At 74.0% G+C, this 14098-nt stretch carries 12 protein-coding genes and 1 pseudogene; 10 read left to right on the top strand and 3 right to left on the bottom strand.

Going from position 1 to position 14098, the window contains the following annotated elements:
* Window positions 1-4 precede the first annotated feature (4 nt).
* The gene (locus V4Y03_RS33225) at window positions 5-1681 is read right to left on the bottom strand and encodes an FAD-dependent monooxygenase (protein ID WP_332437666.1); all 1677 of its coding nucleotides are present in this window, start codon (window positions 1679-1681) and stop codon (window positions 5-7) included.
* A 169-nt stretch (window positions 1682-1850) separates the two neighbouring features.
* Here V4Y03_RS33225 and V4Y03_RS33220 point away from each other — a divergent pair, with 169 nt between their 5' ends.
* Window positions 1851-2537: a 4'-phosphopantetheinyl transferase family protein gene (locus V4Y03_RS33220; protein ID WP_332437665.1), complete on the top strand. Its 687-nt coding sequence runs from the start codon at window positions 1851-1853 to the stop codon at window positions 2535-2537.
* Between the two features lie 73 nt (window positions 2538-2610).
* Window positions 2611-2715: pseudogene (locus V4Y03_RS33215) on the top strand (response regulator transcription factor); the annotation flags it as partial.
* A 75-nt stretch (window positions 2716-2790) separates the two neighbouring features.
* Here V4Y03_RS33215 and V4Y03_RS33210 read toward each other — a convergent pair.
* Both V4Y03_RS33210 and V4Y03_RS33205 read right to left on the bottom strand, forming a co-directional pair.
* On the bottom strand, window positions 2791-4188 hold the full coding sequence (locus tag V4Y03_RS33210; protein ID WP_332437664.1) for a carboxyl transferase domain-containing protein: 1398 nt from the start codon (window positions 4186-4188) through the stop codon (window positions 2791-2793).
* 49 nt (window positions 4189-4237) lie between these two features.
* Entirely contained in the window at window positions 4238-4696 is a 459-nt protein-coding gene (locus V4Y03_RS33205) for a Crp/Fnr family transcriptional regulator (RefSeq protein WP_317877936.1), read from the bottom strand.
* 214 nt (window positions 4697-4910) lie between these two features.
* On the opposite strand from V4Y03_RS33205, the gene V4Y03_RS33200 reads away from it, so the two are divergent.
* The 8 genes from V4Y03_RS33200 (at window position 4911) to V4Y03_RS33165 (ending at window position 14089) form a co-directional block, all read left to right on the top strand.
* The gene (locus V4Y03_RS33200) at window positions 4911-5606 is read left to right on the top strand and encodes an alpha/beta hydrolase (RefSeq protein ID WP_332437663.1); all 696 of its coding nucleotides are present in this window, start codon (window positions 4911-4913) and stop codon (window positions 5604-5606) included.
* Window positions 5607-5759: 153 nt separating this feature from the next.
* On the top strand, window positions 5760-6515 hold the full coding sequence (locus V4Y03_RS33195; protein ID WP_332437662.1) for an amino acid ABC transporter ATP-binding protein: 756 nt from the start codon (window positions 5760-5762) through the stop codon (window positions 6513-6515).
* Between the two features lie 46 nt (window positions 6516-6561).
* Window positions 6562-7434 (top strand): glutamate ABC transporter substrate-binding protein, encoded by an 873-nt coding sequence (locus V4Y03_RS33190; protein ID WP_332437661.1) that lies wholly within the window; start codon window positions 6562-6564, stop codon window positions 7432-7434.
* Between the two features lie 13 nt (window positions 7435-7447).
* Entirely contained in the window at window positions 7448-8113 is a 666-nt protein-coding gene (locus tag V4Y03_RS33185) for an amino acid ABC transporter permease (protein WP_317877933.1), read from the top strand.
* Entirely contained in the window at window positions 8110-9024 is a 915-nt protein-coding gene (locus tag V4Y03_RS33180) for an amino acid ABC transporter permease (RefSeq protein ID WP_332437660.1), read from the top strand. The genes V4Y03_RS33185 and V4Y03_RS33180 overlap by 4 nt, the downstream gene beginning before the upstream one ends.
* Before the next feature lie 127 nt (window positions 9025-9151).
* Window positions 9152-10768 (top strand): molybdopterin-dependent oxidoreductase, encoded by a 1617-nt coding sequence (locus tag V4Y03_RS33175; RefSeq protein ID WP_332437659.1) that lies wholly within the window; start codon window positions 9152-9154, stop codon window positions 10766-10768.
* A gap of 51 nt (window positions 10769-10819) precedes the next feature.
* A complete protein-coding gene (locus tag V4Y03_RS33170; protein ID WP_332437658.1) occupies window positions 10820-12910 on the top strand; it encodes an ATP-binding protein in 2091 nt (696 codons plus the stop codon).
* Window positions 12911-12952: 42 nt separating this feature from the next.
* Window positions 12953-14089, top strand: coding sequence for a sulfite oxidase (locus tag V4Y03_RS33165; protein ID WP_332437657.1), 1137 nt, complete (start codon window positions 12953-12955; stop codon window positions 14087-14089).
* The last annotated feature ends 9 nt before the right edge of the window (window positions 14090-14098 follow it).

Below are 14098 nucleotides of genomic sequence, written 5' to 3'. Positions count from 1 at the left end.
GACATCACCACCGTACGGACAGGGCGGTGAGATATCCGGCCAGGGCGGCCCCGGTGCCGCCGAGCGGGAAGCGGGCACCCAGCTGCCCGTCGGGGCGGACGACGAAACCCGTGGCGCCGTCGGGGAGGTACAGCCGTGCGAACTCCCCGGCGGCGTCCCGGTACATGGGCACACCCAGGGATCCGGGCGGCGGGGCGCCCGCCCTCCCGCCGGGCAGGACCGCGACGGCGCACAGGCCCCCCGGGGCCCGCGACACCTCGGCCACCGCCCCCGCGAGACCGGCGGCATCCTCCCCGTACAGCAGGACCACATGCCCCGGCCGCCCCCGCAGCACATCGAGCAGGCGCAGCGGATACGCGGCGACCGGTGTCGTGAGCCCACCGCAGTCCGGCGCCCGGTCGCCGGGCTGCGGCGCGTCGACCGGGCCGTACGGGACACCGGAGAGCGGACCGCCGCGATACCCGACGAGCAGCTGGGCCTCACGGAGCATCAGCGTCCGGGAGTCGTCCGGGTCGGCGTCGATGCCCCGGGTGGCGTGCCGGACGGTGCGCCCGACGACCTCCTCGCCCACCGGGCGGCGCTCGGCGTCGTAACTGCCGAGCAGGCCGGGACCGGCCTCGCCCCGCACCACGAGCGCCAGCTTCCAGCCCAGGTTCACGGCGTCCTGGACACCCGTGTTCATGCCCTGGGCGCCGGTGGGCGGATGGATGTGGGCGGCGTCTCCCGCGACGAAGACCCGCCCCACGCCGTACCGGTCGACGATGCGATGACTGACCCGGAACACCGAGGACCAGCGCAGGCCGGAGAGCCGCGCGGGACGGGGTGACAGCCGGTCGACGACCGCCTGGAGCCCGTCGAGGTCCGGGCCGTCGCCCCCGTCGAGACCGTGCGCGACACCGTCCGGCGCCGGCGCCGGCCCGGCGGGTGCGGACGGGACGCGCATCGACATCCGGTAGCGGCCCGCTCCCGGCAGCGGTACGCAGACCAGCACGTCGCCGGTGGACCCGTCGGCCGCCCGTCGCACCGACCGCACCACATAGCCGTCGGGCAGGTCCCAGTCGGCCACGACGTCGCCGAGCATGTACGACTCCGGGAACGCGCCGCCCTCGTACGACAGGCCCAGGGTCTTGCGGACCAGGCTGTGCGCCCCGTCGCAGCCGACCAGATAGCGGACCCGCACCTCCTCGGCGGCCCCCGACGCGGCCCGCAGCCGGGCGGTGACACCGTCCCGGTCCTGGGTGAACGACACGAGCCCGGTGCCGCGTTCGACGACCGTCCCGAGCCCGGCGAGGTACTCCTCGAGGAGGCGCTCGGTCTCGTACTGCGGCAGCGCGGCGAACCCGTAGGGCACCTCGGGCGGCAGCTCCAACTCCAGCCGGGAGGTCTCCCGGCCGTCGGCGTACGTCAGTTGGCCGCGCAACGGGACGGCGGCCTCCAGTACGGCGCGGACCAGCCCCATCCGGTCCCACAGCTCCAGGGTGCGCGGCTGGATCCCGACAGCCTTCGCGTACGGCGGACGGGCCGGCGACAGGTCGACGATCCGGCAGTGCACGCCGTGCCTGCGCAGTTCGCCGGCCGCGCTCAGGCCGACCGGCCCCGCGCCCACGATCAGTACGTCGGTGGTGGTGCCGGTGTGCGCCACGGGTGCCTCCCAGTACTGCCCGGCCGTCCCGTACTCCATGGTCACCCGGCACCGCCCGTTCTGCGAGCCGTGTCCGGGGCCGCCCCCGGATGGATAGGGTCACGGGCATGATCGAGTCGACCGCCCCGGCCGTACGCCGGGCCGCCCCCGTCCGCCGCCCGGCCGCCCCCGGGCCGGGAGCCGCCCCCGGCCGGTCGGTGGCGGACCGGTGATCGCGCGGCTCGTGCCGGGAGTCGTGGCCACCGCCTGGCGGCACGACGACACCGAACCGGTGTCCCTCTTCCCCGAGGAGACCGCCGTCGTCGCGCGCGCGGTGGCCAAGCGGCGGCGGGAGTTCGCGACCGTACGGCTCTGCGCCCGGCTCGCCCTGCGCGACCTCGGCCTCCCCGCGACCCCCCTGACGCCGGGACCGCGCGGAGAGCCGCGCTGGCCGCGCGGCGTGGCCGGGAGCATGACCCACTGCGCGGGCTACCGGGCCGCCGCCCTGGCACGCACGACGGACGTCGTCTCGATCGGCATCGACGCGGAGCCGGCCGAAGCGCTGCCCGAGGGGGTGTTCGAGGGGGTGACGCTCCCCGAGGAGCGGCGGCACCTCGCGACGCTCGCCGACCGGACGCCGGAACTGCCCTGGGGGCGCCTCCTGTTCAGCGCCAAGGAGAGCGTCTTCAAGACCTGGTACCCGCTCACGGGCCGCGGCCTGGAATTCGAGGAAGCGACGCTGGAGTTCACGCGGGACAGCGCCGCCGACCCCCACACGGGAACGTTCCGCGCGGGGCTCTCCGTCCCCGGCCCCGTGGTGGACGGCACCCGGCGGGACCACTTCACCGGACGGTGGCTCGTACGCGAGGGACTGGTACTGACCGCGATCGTCCTGACCCGGGACGGACCCCGATGAGCACCTGCCCGGTCTCGTCCACCTGTTGTCCGACCTCGCCCGCCCGTGAGGACTCGAACCAGGGCGTGTACGCCTGGTGCAAGACGACGAGCCGGTGGCGGAGTCCCTGCGGCGCGGCCTGCTGCGCTACGGGTTCGAGGCGGAGTGGGTCACCACGTACAACCCCCGTGCAGGGCACGGCAAGCGCATGGACAGGACTCGGGAACGCGGACGGGCCCACCGATGCGGGGTGTCCGGATTCACGGACTCCGCATCACGGAGCGGACCCGTCCGCCCGCCCTGCCTCCACGACACCCCGCACCACGCCCAGATCGAGGAGATCCCCCGGGCTCAGCCGGAGCCGGTCCGCCACCTCGGCCGACTCCTCCGGCGGACGCTTCAGGATGGACGCCGCGAGTTCCGGGGCGATCACCGAGAAGTAGCTGTCGGGGGTCGCCCACAGATTCCCCGGGGCGGCGAGCGCGAGCGCCCCGCCCGAGCCGCCCTCGCCTATGAGGAGCGAGGTCAGGGGCGTACGGGCGGAGACGACGGCGGCGAACAGATCCGCGATCGCCGGACCCGCCCCCGCGTGCTCCGCCGCCTCGTCGTTGGCCGCGCCCGGGGTGTCGATCAGCGTGAGGACCGGGATGCCCAGCCGCCCGGCGAGGCGCACGAGCCGTGCGGCCGTACGGAAACCGGCCGGCCGGGTCGCGGTCCCGCACTGCGCCGCGTAGGCGACGGTACGGCCGTCGGGGAGCCGCCCGAACCCGCACCGCACGCCAGGGTCGACGCCGCCGCAGCGGTCGCCCCAGATCTCCGACCGGACGGTGAAGTGGGCGTCGAGGTAGTCGTCCGCCCGGGGCCGCCCGGGATGCCGCGCCCGCGCCACCGCCTCCCGGCCACCGGTGGCGTGCGGGACGGCCGCCCCGGGTGCGCCGTCGGGGGCCGCCCCCGGCGTCGCGAGCGCGTCCGGCGGCCGGACAGGGCCGTCCCCCACGGGGCCGGTCAGCAGGGAGAGCCAGCGGCCGAGCACGGCGCGCAGCTCGGCCGGGGCCACGACCGCGTCGACGTGGCCGTGGGCGAACTGGGCCTCGGCGGTGTACGCGGCGGGGTCCGCGTCCGGCGGCCTCACCCGGGAGCCTGCGAAGCCGACCTGGGCGCCCGGCAGGGCGAGGACGACATCGGATCCGGCACCGAGCGTGGCCCAGCCGCCGCCCGTCGTCGGGTCCCGCAGGACCGCGATCTGCGGCAGCCCGGCCGCCCGGGTCAGCTCCGACTCACCGGCCAGGTACTGGAGCTGGAGCAGCGCCCGCATGCCCTCGTGCATCCGGCTGCCCCCGGTGGCGGGCAGGACGACCACGGGCAGCCGGCGCTCCCGGGCCACCGCGTGCGCGACGGCGATCCGCGCCCCCGTCCGCTCCCCGAGCGAACCACCGAGGAACCCGAACTCGAAGGAGACCAGGACCACCGGCACCGCGCCCACCACGCCCGTGCCGCAGACCACCGACTCGGTCTCGCCGGAACGCGCGGCGGCCCGAGCGTGCGCGTCGGCGTACCCGGGCCATCCGATCGGTCCGTCACCGGCCAAGGGCCCCTCGGCGAAAGGCAGTTCGGTGAAGTCGTCGGCGACCAGGGTGATCGCCCCGCGTGCCGTCGTCGTCGGTTCCCCCATGCGGACCTCGCAGCTCGTCGCCGGACCCTCGCGCCCCGCCGCCCGGCCCTCAGGCCAGGATGCCGCTCCCGTGCGGCGCGTACAGGTCCAGGAGCCTGACCCGGGTCACATGAAGGCGGTGGGCCAGGATAGACCCCACCCAGAACATGACCGAGGCCCCGAACTCGGGGTCCGAGTGGCACATGGAGCGGACCGCCGGGGCGTTGAACTCGTGTGCCCGTACCGGCGTCATCGCCTCCGCCCCCGACTGGCACAGATACGGCGGGAAGAGCCACGACAGACCGACCAGCTCACCGTGGTGCAGGGTCTCGATGACCGGAGCACCACGGCCCGGCACCTTCGCGTCGAGCGTCACCGCGCCCGTCTTCAGGATCCAGAACCGGTCGGCATGCTGCTGTTCCTCGAACAGCCGGTGGCCGGATTCGAAGTACACGTCCTCGGCGAAGGCCATCAGCCGCTCCCGGTGCTCCGGCGGCAACGTGCTGACCTTGGGCGCGGCATTGCTCATGGCGGACCCTCCTCGCACACTCGGCTCCCACCCCCAGTGTCCGCCAGGCCGCCGCCGCGCGCGCCCGCGCGGGGCCCCGGAGGGCCGCTCCCGGGGCCCGCGCGGGCCCGCAGGCCGGACGTGCGGGTCCCTCTCCGCTCCCGTAGCGTGACCGCGGGGGCACGGGGCGGGACCGGGGGCGGATCCCATTCCTCGCGCAGATCGGTTCGGAACCATGGCGGACAAGCCCACGATCGTCCTCGTGCACGGATTCTGGGGCGGCGCCGCACACTGGTCCAAGGTCATCGTCGAACTCCACCGGCGCGGCTTCGACAGGCTCCACGCCGTCGAGAACCCGCTCACCTCCCTCGCCGACGACGCCGAACGCACCCGGAAGATGGTCAACCAGGTGGCCGGCCCCGTGCTCCTCGTCGGCCACTCCTACGGCGGCGTCGTCATCACCGAGGCCGGCGACCTGCCGAACGTGACCGGCCTCGTCTACATCGCCGCCTTCGCCCCGGACACCGGGGAGAGCCCGGGCAAGCTCAGCCAGGAGATGCCGCCGGCGGCCTTCGACAACATCGTGCCCGACTCCGACGGCTACCTCTGGATCAGGCAGGACGCCTTCCACGACAGCTTCGACCAGGACCTGAGCCAGGAGGAGGCCCTGGTCATGGCCGTCACACAGAAGGCGCCCCTCGGCTCCACCTTCGGCGACACCGTCACCGCCCCGGCCTGGCGCGCGAAGCCGAGCTACTACCAGGTCTCCACCCAGGACCGCATGATCCACCCCGACAACGAGCGCCGCATGGCCGCGCGCATGAACCCCCGTAAGACCGTCGAGCTCGACGCGAGCCACGCCTCGCTGGCCTCCCGGCCCATCGAGGTCTGCGACCTGATCGAACTGGCCGCACGCGAGACGGCGCTCTGAGGCCGGGCCGGGGGTCACCCCCTGGCCGGCGGTACGGGACCCGGGACGCGGCCGTCCCGGGTCCCGCCGCCGTCCGGAGTGCGGGCGCCGGACGGAGGGCGGAGCATGAACGTGAGGAGGACCGGCAATCGGGGGCGTGACCCAGGAGGTGCCATGCCCGTCCCGGACGGAGGTGACGAGCTCGTCGTGCTGCGCGCGGTGGACAAGCACTTCGGCAGCCTGCACGTCCTCCGCTCCATCGACCTGACCGTCCACCGCGGCGAGGTCGTCGTCGTCATCGGTCCCTCGGGCTCCGGGAAGTCGACGCTCTGCCGGGCCATCAACCGCCTGGAGACCGTCGACGACGGCGAGATCATCGTCGACGGACGCCCGCTGCCCGCCGAGGGGCGCGAACTCGCCGCCCTGCGCGCGGACGTCGGGATGGTCTTCCAGTCCTTCAACCTCTTCGCCCACAAGACCGTCCTCGGCAACGTCACCCTGGGCCAGATCAAGGTCCGCAAGAAGGACAGGAAGGCGGCCGAGGAGCGCGCCCGCGCCCTCCTGGACCGGGTCGGCGTCGCCTCACAGGCGGACAAGTACCCCGCCCAGCTCTCGGGCGGCCAGCAGCAGCGCGTGGCCATCGCCCGCGCCCTCGCCATGGATCCGAAGGTGATGCTCTTCGACGAGCCGACCTCCGCGCTAGACCCCGAGATGATCAACGAGGTCCTGGAGGTCATGCAGCAACTCGCCCGGGACGGCATGACGATGGTGGTCGTCACCCATGAGATGGGCTTCGCCCGCTCCGCCGCCAACCGCGTCGTCTTCATGGCCGACGGCAGGATCGTCGAAGAGGCGACCCCGGACGAGTTCTTCGGCAACCCGCGCAGCGAGCGGGCCAAGGACTTCCTGTCCAAGATCCTCCACCACTGAGCACGGCCGGCCGCAGTCCGACCCACAGCCCCCAGGGGTGAGCCTCATGAACCCGACCAGGACCCGCAGGAATGCCGTCAGGACCGGAAGGGCCACCGTGGCCGCGGCCGCGGCCGTCGTCCTCTCCTTCACCTCGACGGGATTCGCGCACGCCGCGGCAAGCGGAACGCCACGCGACCACGGCAACGGCGACAAGATCACCGTCGGCATCAAGTTCGACCAGCCCGGCATCGGACTGAAGACCCCCGACGGCACCTACACCGGCTTCGACGTCGACGTGGCCACGTACATCGCCAAGCAGCTCGGCCACGACCCTTCCCAGATCGTCTGGAAGGAGGCCAAGAGCGCCGACCGGGAGACGCTGCTCCAGCGCGGCGACGTGGACTTCATCGCGGCCTCGTACTCGATCAACGACGAGCGCGCGAAGAAGGTCGACTTCGCCGGCCCCTACCTCCTCGCCCACCAGGACGTCCTGATCCGCGCCGACGACGACTCCATCAAGAAGCCGTCCGACCTCGACCACAAGAAGCTGTGCTCCGTCACCGGCTCGACCTCGGCGCAGAACGTCAAGACGAAGCTCGCCCCCGACGCCCAACTCCAGGAGTACGGCGGCTACTCCGAGTGCCTGACCGGACTCGAGAACGGTGTCATCGACGCCGTCACCACCGACGACTCGATCCTCGCCGGATACGCCGCGCAGCCCGAGTTCAAGGGCAAGTTCAAGCTCGGCGGCTTCAAGATGAGCAACGAGAACTACGGCATCGGCGTCCAGAAGGGCAGCGACCTCAAGGGCAAGATCAACACGGCCCTGGAGAAGATGGTCGCCGACGGCTCCTGGGAGGCGGCGGTCAAGAAGAACTTCGGCCCCGCCGGGTACAAGAACGAACCCGCCCCGAAGATCGGCGTCATCGTGAAGTGAGCGGACCGCCGCCGTGTTCGACTTCCTCCAGGGGTACGACCTGCTCGGAGCCTTCTGGGTGACGGTGCAGCTCACCGTCTACTCCGCGATCGGCTCCCTCGTCTGGGGGACGGTGCTGGCCGCCATGCGCGTCGGCCCCGTCCCCCTCATGCGGGGCTTCGGCACCGTCTACGTCAACATCGTCCGCAACATCCCGCTCACCGTCATCATCGTCTTCACCTCGCTGGGTCTCTTCCAGACCCTCGGCGTCAGCCTGGGCGCCGAACGCTTCACCACCATCAACTTCCGCCTCGCCGTCCTCGGACTCACCGCCTACACCAGCGCCTTCGTCTGCGAGGCACTCCGGTCGGGCATCAACACCGTCCCCCTGGGCCAGGTCGAGGCCGCCCGCGCCATCGGACTCGGCTTCCCCCAGGTCCTGCGCATCATCGTGCTCCCGCAGGCCTTCCGCTCCGTCGTCGGCCCGCTCGCCAACGTGCTCATCGCCCTCACCAAGAACACCACCGTGGCCGCCGCCATCGGCGTCGCCGAAGCCGCCCTGCTGATGCGCGAGATGATCGAGAACGAGGCCCAGCTCATCCTCATCTCCGCGATCTTCGCCCTCGGCTTCCTCTGTCTCACCCTGCCCACCGGCCTCTTCCTCGGCTGGGTCGCCAAGAAGGTGGCGGTGAAACGGTGAAGACCCGCCCCACCGTCCTCTACGACGTCCCCGGGCCGCGCGCCCGGCGGCGCAACCTCCTGTGGACCCTGCTGTTCCTGCTGGCGCTCGCCGCCGTGCTGTGGTGGGTGGTGGCGAGCCTCGTCGACAAGAACCAGCTCGCATGGGACAAGTGGGCCCCGTTCTTCACCGACGCCCGCGTCTGGGAGACGTACATCCTCCCCGCCCTGAAGAACACCGTGATCGCCGCCGGGCTCTCCATGGCGATCGCCCTGCCGCTCGGCGCCCTCCTCGGCATCTTCCGGCTCTCCGACCACCGGGCCGTACGCGCCACCGCCGGCACCGTCGTCGAGTTCTTCCGCGCCATCCCCGTCCTGATCCTGATGCTCTTCGCCGACGCCGCCTACTCCCAGTTCACCGGGATCAGCCCCGAGACCCGCCCCCTCTACGCCGTGGTCACCGGCCTGGTCCTCTACAACGCCTCCGTCCTCGCCGAGATCGTCCGCGCCGGCATCCTCGCCCTCCCCGCAGGCCAGACCGACGCGGCGAAGGCCATCGGCATGCGCAAGGGCCAGACCATGACGTACGTGCTGCTGCCCCAGTCCGTCACCGCCATGCTGCCCGCGCTCGTCGGCCAGCTCGTCGTCATCGTCAAGGACACCGCGCTCGGCGGCGCGATGCTCGGCTTCTCCGAACTCCTCGCGTCGGTCCGCCCGATGAGCGCCAACTACGGTGCCAACACCATCGCCTGCTTCACCGTCGTCGCCGTGATCTTCGTCGTCCTCAACTTCGCCCTCACCACCTTCGCCTCCTGGCTCGAAGGCCGCCTCCGGCGCGGCAGGAAGTCCACCGGGGCGGTCGTCGGAGCCGAGGCCGTCGCGGAACTGGCCGTACCGGGCGAGCGCCCGGGCCCCACCGACACGAAGAGGTGAGGAGACCCGGCCCATGGACCGCGCGGGCGGCGCACGAGCGGTGTGCCCCGCCCCGCGCCGGACGCCCGCTCTCCCCCTTCCAGGTGAAACCGCCCATCCGGGATCCCGTCCCTGCCGATTGAGGAGCATGACCTTCTCGCAGCCCCCGCGTGAGCCCACCCGCACCGACCGGCTCCTGGCCGCCCTCGGCGGCCTCGTCTCCGCGTACGTCTCCCTCGCCGTCGCTGACCTCGCCTCCTTCTGGGTACGGCCCGAGGCCGGCCCGGTCCCCGCCGTGGGCGGCGCCGTCGTCGACCGGACCCCGGCGGCCGTCAAGGAGTGGGCGATCCGCGCCTTCGGCGAGAACGACAAGGCCGTCCTCCAGCTCGGCATCCTGATCATCCTCGGTGTGCTCGCCGCCGCCGTCGGACTCCTCGCGCTCCGGCACCGGCTCCTCGGCTCGGCGGCGGTCGGCGCCTTCGGCGTCCTCGGCGCGCTCGCCGCCGTCACCCGCCCCGACTCGGAATCGGCCACGGACGCCGTGCCCTCGCTCGTCGGAGCCGCCGCCGGCGCGCTCCTCCTGTACGTCCTGATCAGCCGCCTGCTCGCCGGGCGTCCGGGGCGCGGGAGCGCGGGTCGTCCGGGGGGTGCGGAGGACGCCGTCGCCCGCGCCGACCGCCGGGGGTTCCTCGTCGTCGCCGCCTCCGCCGGCCTCGTCGCGACCGGCGCCGCCGCCATCGCCCGATCGGTCGGCAGCCCCGTCGAGGAGAACGCCGCCGCCTCCCGCGAGGCCCTGCGCCTGCCCCGGCCCGCGTCCCCCGCACCGCCCGTACCCGCGGGGGCCGGGCTCCGCGTCCCCGGCATCAGCCCCTTCCTCACCCCCAACCGCGACTTCTACCGGGTCGACACCGCCCTCGTCGTCCCCCGGGTCGACGCCGACCGCTGGCGCCTGCGCGTGCACGGCAGCGGGGTGAGCCGGGAACTCACCGTCACTCTGCGGGAACTGACGGCCCGGCCGGCCGTGGAGCGGGACATCACTCTCGCCTGCGTCTCCAACGAGGTCGGCGGACCCCTGGTGGGCAACGCCCGTTGGCTCGGCGTCCCCCTCGCCGGCCTGCTCCGCGAGGCCGGTGTCCGGCCGCCCTCCGAAGGCGGCCCCGCCGACCAGCTGGTCGCCCGCTCCGTCGACGGCATGACCATCGGCACCCCCGTCGAGGCGGTCATGGACGGCCGGGACGCCCTGCTCGCCTTCGGCATGAACGGCGAACCCCTGCCCTTCACCCACGGCTTCCCCGTCCGCATGGTCGTCCCCGGCCTCTACGGTTACGTCTCCGCCTGCAAGTGGATCGAGTCGATCGAGCTCACCACCTTCGACGCCTACGACGCCTACTGGGTCCCACGCGGCTGGTCCGCCCAGGCGCCCGTCAAGACGCAGTCCCGCATCGACACCCCGCGCGCCTTCGCCCGCGCCGCCGCGGGCACCGTCATGGTCGCCGGGGTCGCCTGGGCCCAGCACCGGGGCATCAGCAAGGTCGAGGTACGCGTCGACGACGGCCCCTGGCAGGTCGCCCGGCTCGCCGCCGAGGACAGCAGCGACACCTGGCGGCAGTGGGTGTACCCATGGGCGGCCACCCACGGCCGGCACACCCTCACCGTCCGCGCCACCGACGGCACCGGCACCACCCAGCCGGAGGAACGCACCGACACCATGCCGAACGGCGCCCAGGGATGGCATTCTGTGGAGGTCACGGTCGACGCCGGGTAACGAACCGGTCCCGTACGCCCGTTCGTCGCCCATATGAGGGAGACTGCACCCGTGCGTGGACATCTGCCGGACGAGAACCCCGGATTCGTGGGACGCCGCACGGAACTGGAGTCCGTCTCCGCCGCGTTGGCGGAGCACCGGCTCGTCACCGTGACCGGCGTCGGGGGAGTGGGCAAGACCCGGCTGGCCCTGCGCGCCGCGCACCGCGCCGCCGACGGGTACCCCGACGGCGTCTGGTGGACCGACCTCGGACCGCTCGACGGCGACCGGCTCCTCGTCGCCCTCGTCGCCGACTCCGTCGACCTCTCCGACCACACCCCCGGCATGGCCACCACCGGGCTCTGCCGCCGGCTCGCCGACGACCGCCTCCTGCTCGTCCTCGACTCCTGCGAGCACCTCGCCGAACCCTGCGCCCGGCTCGTCTCCGAACTCCTCGCCGCCGCCCCCGGACTCACCGTCCTCGCCACCGGCCGCCGGCCCCTCGGCGTGCCGGGCGAGCGGGTCGTCGTCCTCGACCCGCTCCCCGCCGCCGGAGACGACGCCCTGGAACTGCTCCGCCGGGCCGCGGGGGAGGAGTTCCCCGCCGCCGGACCCGCGGGCGAGATCTGCGTACGCCTGGAGGGCATCCCGCTCGCCCTGGAACTGGCCGCCGCGCAGATCCGCCTCCAGGGCGTCGAAGCCGTCCGAGACCAGCTCGGCACCCGCTTCGACGCCCCGCCCTCCGCCCGCTTCGACCTGCTCGCCCACCCCGAGCGGGTCTGGCCCAGCCGCCACCAGACGCTGCGCGCCGCCATCGGCTGGAGCCACGAACTCAGCGCCCCCCTCGAACGCCTCCTCTGGTCCCGGCTCTCCGTCTTCCGGGGCCCCTTCGACCTCGCCACCGCGACCGCCGTGTGCATCGGCGGCCCCCTCGACCGGGCGACCCTGCGGGACGCGCTCGACGGACTCGTCCGCGCCTCCGTGGTCCGCCCGGCCGACGCCGCCGGACGGCACCGGATGCTCGACACGATCCGCGCGTACGGAGCGACCTGGCTGGACCGCACCGGCGGCACCGCGGCCGTCGCCGACCGGCACGCCGCCCACTTCCGGGGCCTTGCCCGCCGGGCGGACACCGAGTGGCACGGCGCCCGCCAACTCCGCTGGTACCGGACCGTCGACGCCCACCACACCGACCTGCGCACCGCCCTCGACCGGCTGCTGCGCACCGACCCCGACGCGGCCCTCGACCTCGTCGGCTCCGTCGCCTTCGCCTGGTCCTGCCGGGGCCGCCTCCGCGAGGCCCGCGACGGCCTCGAACAGGCCCTCCTCCTCAGCGGCGCGCGCGGCCCCACCCGGGCCCGCGCCCTGTGGGCGCTCGGCGTCACCCTCGTACTCCAGGGCGAGTCCGGCCCCGCCCAGGAGGTCAGCGAGCGGTGCGCCCGGGAGGCCAGGTACGCGGAGTGCGCGGAACGCGCCCAGGACGCCGAGCGGACTCACCGCCCCGACGGCCGGCCCGGTGAGCTGACACTCGACGCCGCCGCCCTCGCCGGGCTCCTCGCGCTCACCACCGGCCGCCCGACGGCCGCGTACGTCGTCGTCGGCCACGTCCTCGACGCCGCCCGGGGCGGCCCCGCCGACTCCGCCGCCCGGCTCCGCTGCCGGCTCGTCCACGTCTTCGCGCTCATCGGTCTCGGCCGGTTCACCGAGGCCCACGAGGAGGCGCTCGCCCTGCGCGCCCAGTGCGTGGAACTCGACGAGCACTGGACCCGGACCGCCCTGGAGTACCACCTCGCCCTCACCGGCCTCCTGGAGGGCGACCCGGCGTCGGCCGCGGGCCACGCGCGCGCGATGCTCGAAGGGACCCGCCGACTCGGCGCGAGCCTCGGCGTCGCCCTCGGGCTCGACGTCCTCGCCACGGCCCTCGCGGCGGCCGGCGACGGCGAGCGCGCCGCCGACGTCTCCGGCACCGGCGAGGCCTACTGGCGCTCCACCGGTCAGCCCCGGCGCGGTCTGCCCGGGCTGCGGGCCCTGCACGAGAAGTACACGGACACGGCCCGCGCGACGATCGGCGAGCCCGCCTACGAGGAGATCTTCCTCCGGGCCCTCACCGGCCTCCCGCAGGACGGCCTCGACCGGGCCCTGCGCGACGTCCGCCAGACCTGAACCCGAGGTGCCGGGGCCCGGGGCACGGCGCACCATGAGGGCATGGACGGATCACCGCGTGGTCTGGGCGACATCAGCGCACCGGCGCGCCTGGCGGGGCCCGAGGAGGGTTTCAGCACCCAGGAACTGGGCCTCGCGGCCCGCAACCACGGGCTCCCACTGGAGGCCATGCGGTACGACGTCACCCCGCCGGGGCTCCACTACGTCCTCGTCCACTACGACATCCCCGCCACGGACCCCGAAGGCTGGCGGCTCACCGTCGGCGGCCGGGTGCTGCGCCCGCTCACCCTGGACATGGATGCCCTGCGCGCCCGGCCCGCCGTCACCCGCCGGGTGACCCTGGAGTGCGCGGGGAACGGCCGGGCGCGCCTCGCGCCGCGTCCGGTCAGCCAGCCCTGGCTGGTGGAGGCCGTCGGCACCGCCGACTGGACCGGAGTCCCCCTCGCCGCCCTGCTCGCGGACGCCGGGCCCGCCGAGGACGCCGCCGAGGCGGTCTTCACGGGCGCGGACCACGGGGTGGAGCGAGGCGTGGAGCAGGACTACCGGCGGAGCCTCCCGCTGGCGACGGCGGCCGACCCGGCCCGGGACGTCCTGGTGGCGTACGAGATGAACGGGATGCCGCTGCCCCCGCAGCACGGCAGCCCGCTCCGGCTCGTCGTCCCCGGCTGGTACGGCATGGCCCATGTGAAGTGGCTCCGTGACATCACGCTCGCCGCCACCCCGTTCACCGGCTTCCAGCAGAGCGTGGCCTACCGGGTCCGGCAGGCGACCGCCGAACCGGGGGAGCCCGTCACCCTCATCGAGCCCCGGGCCCTGATGGTCCCGCCCGGGTTCCCGGACTTCATGTCCAGGACCCGCGTCGTCCGCCCCGGTCCTGTCACCCTCACCGGGCGGGCCTGGTCGGGATACGGGCCGGTGGCCGGCGTCGAGGTCAGCGAGGACGGCGGGGCGGCCTGGACGGAGGCCGAGATCGTCCGGGACCCGGCGCACCCCTGGGCGTGGTCGGCCTGGCGCACCGGCTGGATGGCGACGCCGGGGCTGCGGCACCTGACCGTGCGGGCCACCGACGCGGCGGGCCGTACGCAGCCGCTGGTGGCCCCGTGGAACCGGGGAGGCTTCGCCAACAACCTCGTCCAGCGGGTCGAGGTCCTCTGCGTCCCGGAGCCGACGGCCGGCTGAGGGAAGCGG

It is taken from the genome of Streptomyces sp. P9-A4 (genome assembly GCF_036634195.1).
Lineage (GTDB): Bacteria > Actinomycetota > Actinomycetes > Streptomycetales > Streptomycetaceae > Streptomyces.
This window is presented reverse-complemented; position numbering and strand designations above follow the sequence as displayed.

Excerpts from the sequence above, each read along its gene's own strand:
- V4Y03_RS33225 (WP_332437666.1), bottom strand. The coding sequence starts at position 1,681 with ATGGAGTACGGGACGGCCGGGCAGTACTGGGAGGCACCCGTGGCGCAC.
- V4Y03_RS33210 (WP_332437664.1), bottom strand. The coding sequence starts at position 4,188 with ATGGGGGAACCGACGACGACGGCACGCGGGGCGATCACCCTGGTCGCC.
- V4Y03_RS33205 (WP_317877936.1), bottom strand. The coding sequence starts at position 4,696 with ATGAGCAATGCCGCGCCCAAGGTCAGCACGTTGCCGCCGGAGCACCGG.
- V4Y03_RS33200 (WP_332437663.1), top strand. The coding sequence starts at position 4,911 with ATGGCGGACAAGCCCACGATCGTCCTCGTGCACGGATTCTGGGGCGGC.
- V4Y03_RS33195 (WP_332437662.1), top strand. The coding sequence starts at position 5,760 with ATGCCCGTCCCGGACGGAGGTGACGAGCTCGTCGTGCTGCGCGCGGTG.
- V4Y03_RS33190 (WP_332437661.1), top strand. The coding sequence starts at position 6,562 with ATGAACCCGACCAGGACCCGCAGGAATGCCGTCAGGACCGGAAGGGCC.
- V4Y03_RS33175 (WP_332437659.1), top strand. The coding sequence starts at position 9,152 with ATGACCTTCTCGCAGCCCCCGCGTGAGCCCACCCGCACCGACCGGCTC.
- V4Y03_RS33165 (WP_332437657.1), top strand. The coding sequence starts at position 12,953 with ATGGACGGATCACCGCGTGGTCTGGGCGACATCAGCGCACCGGCGCGC.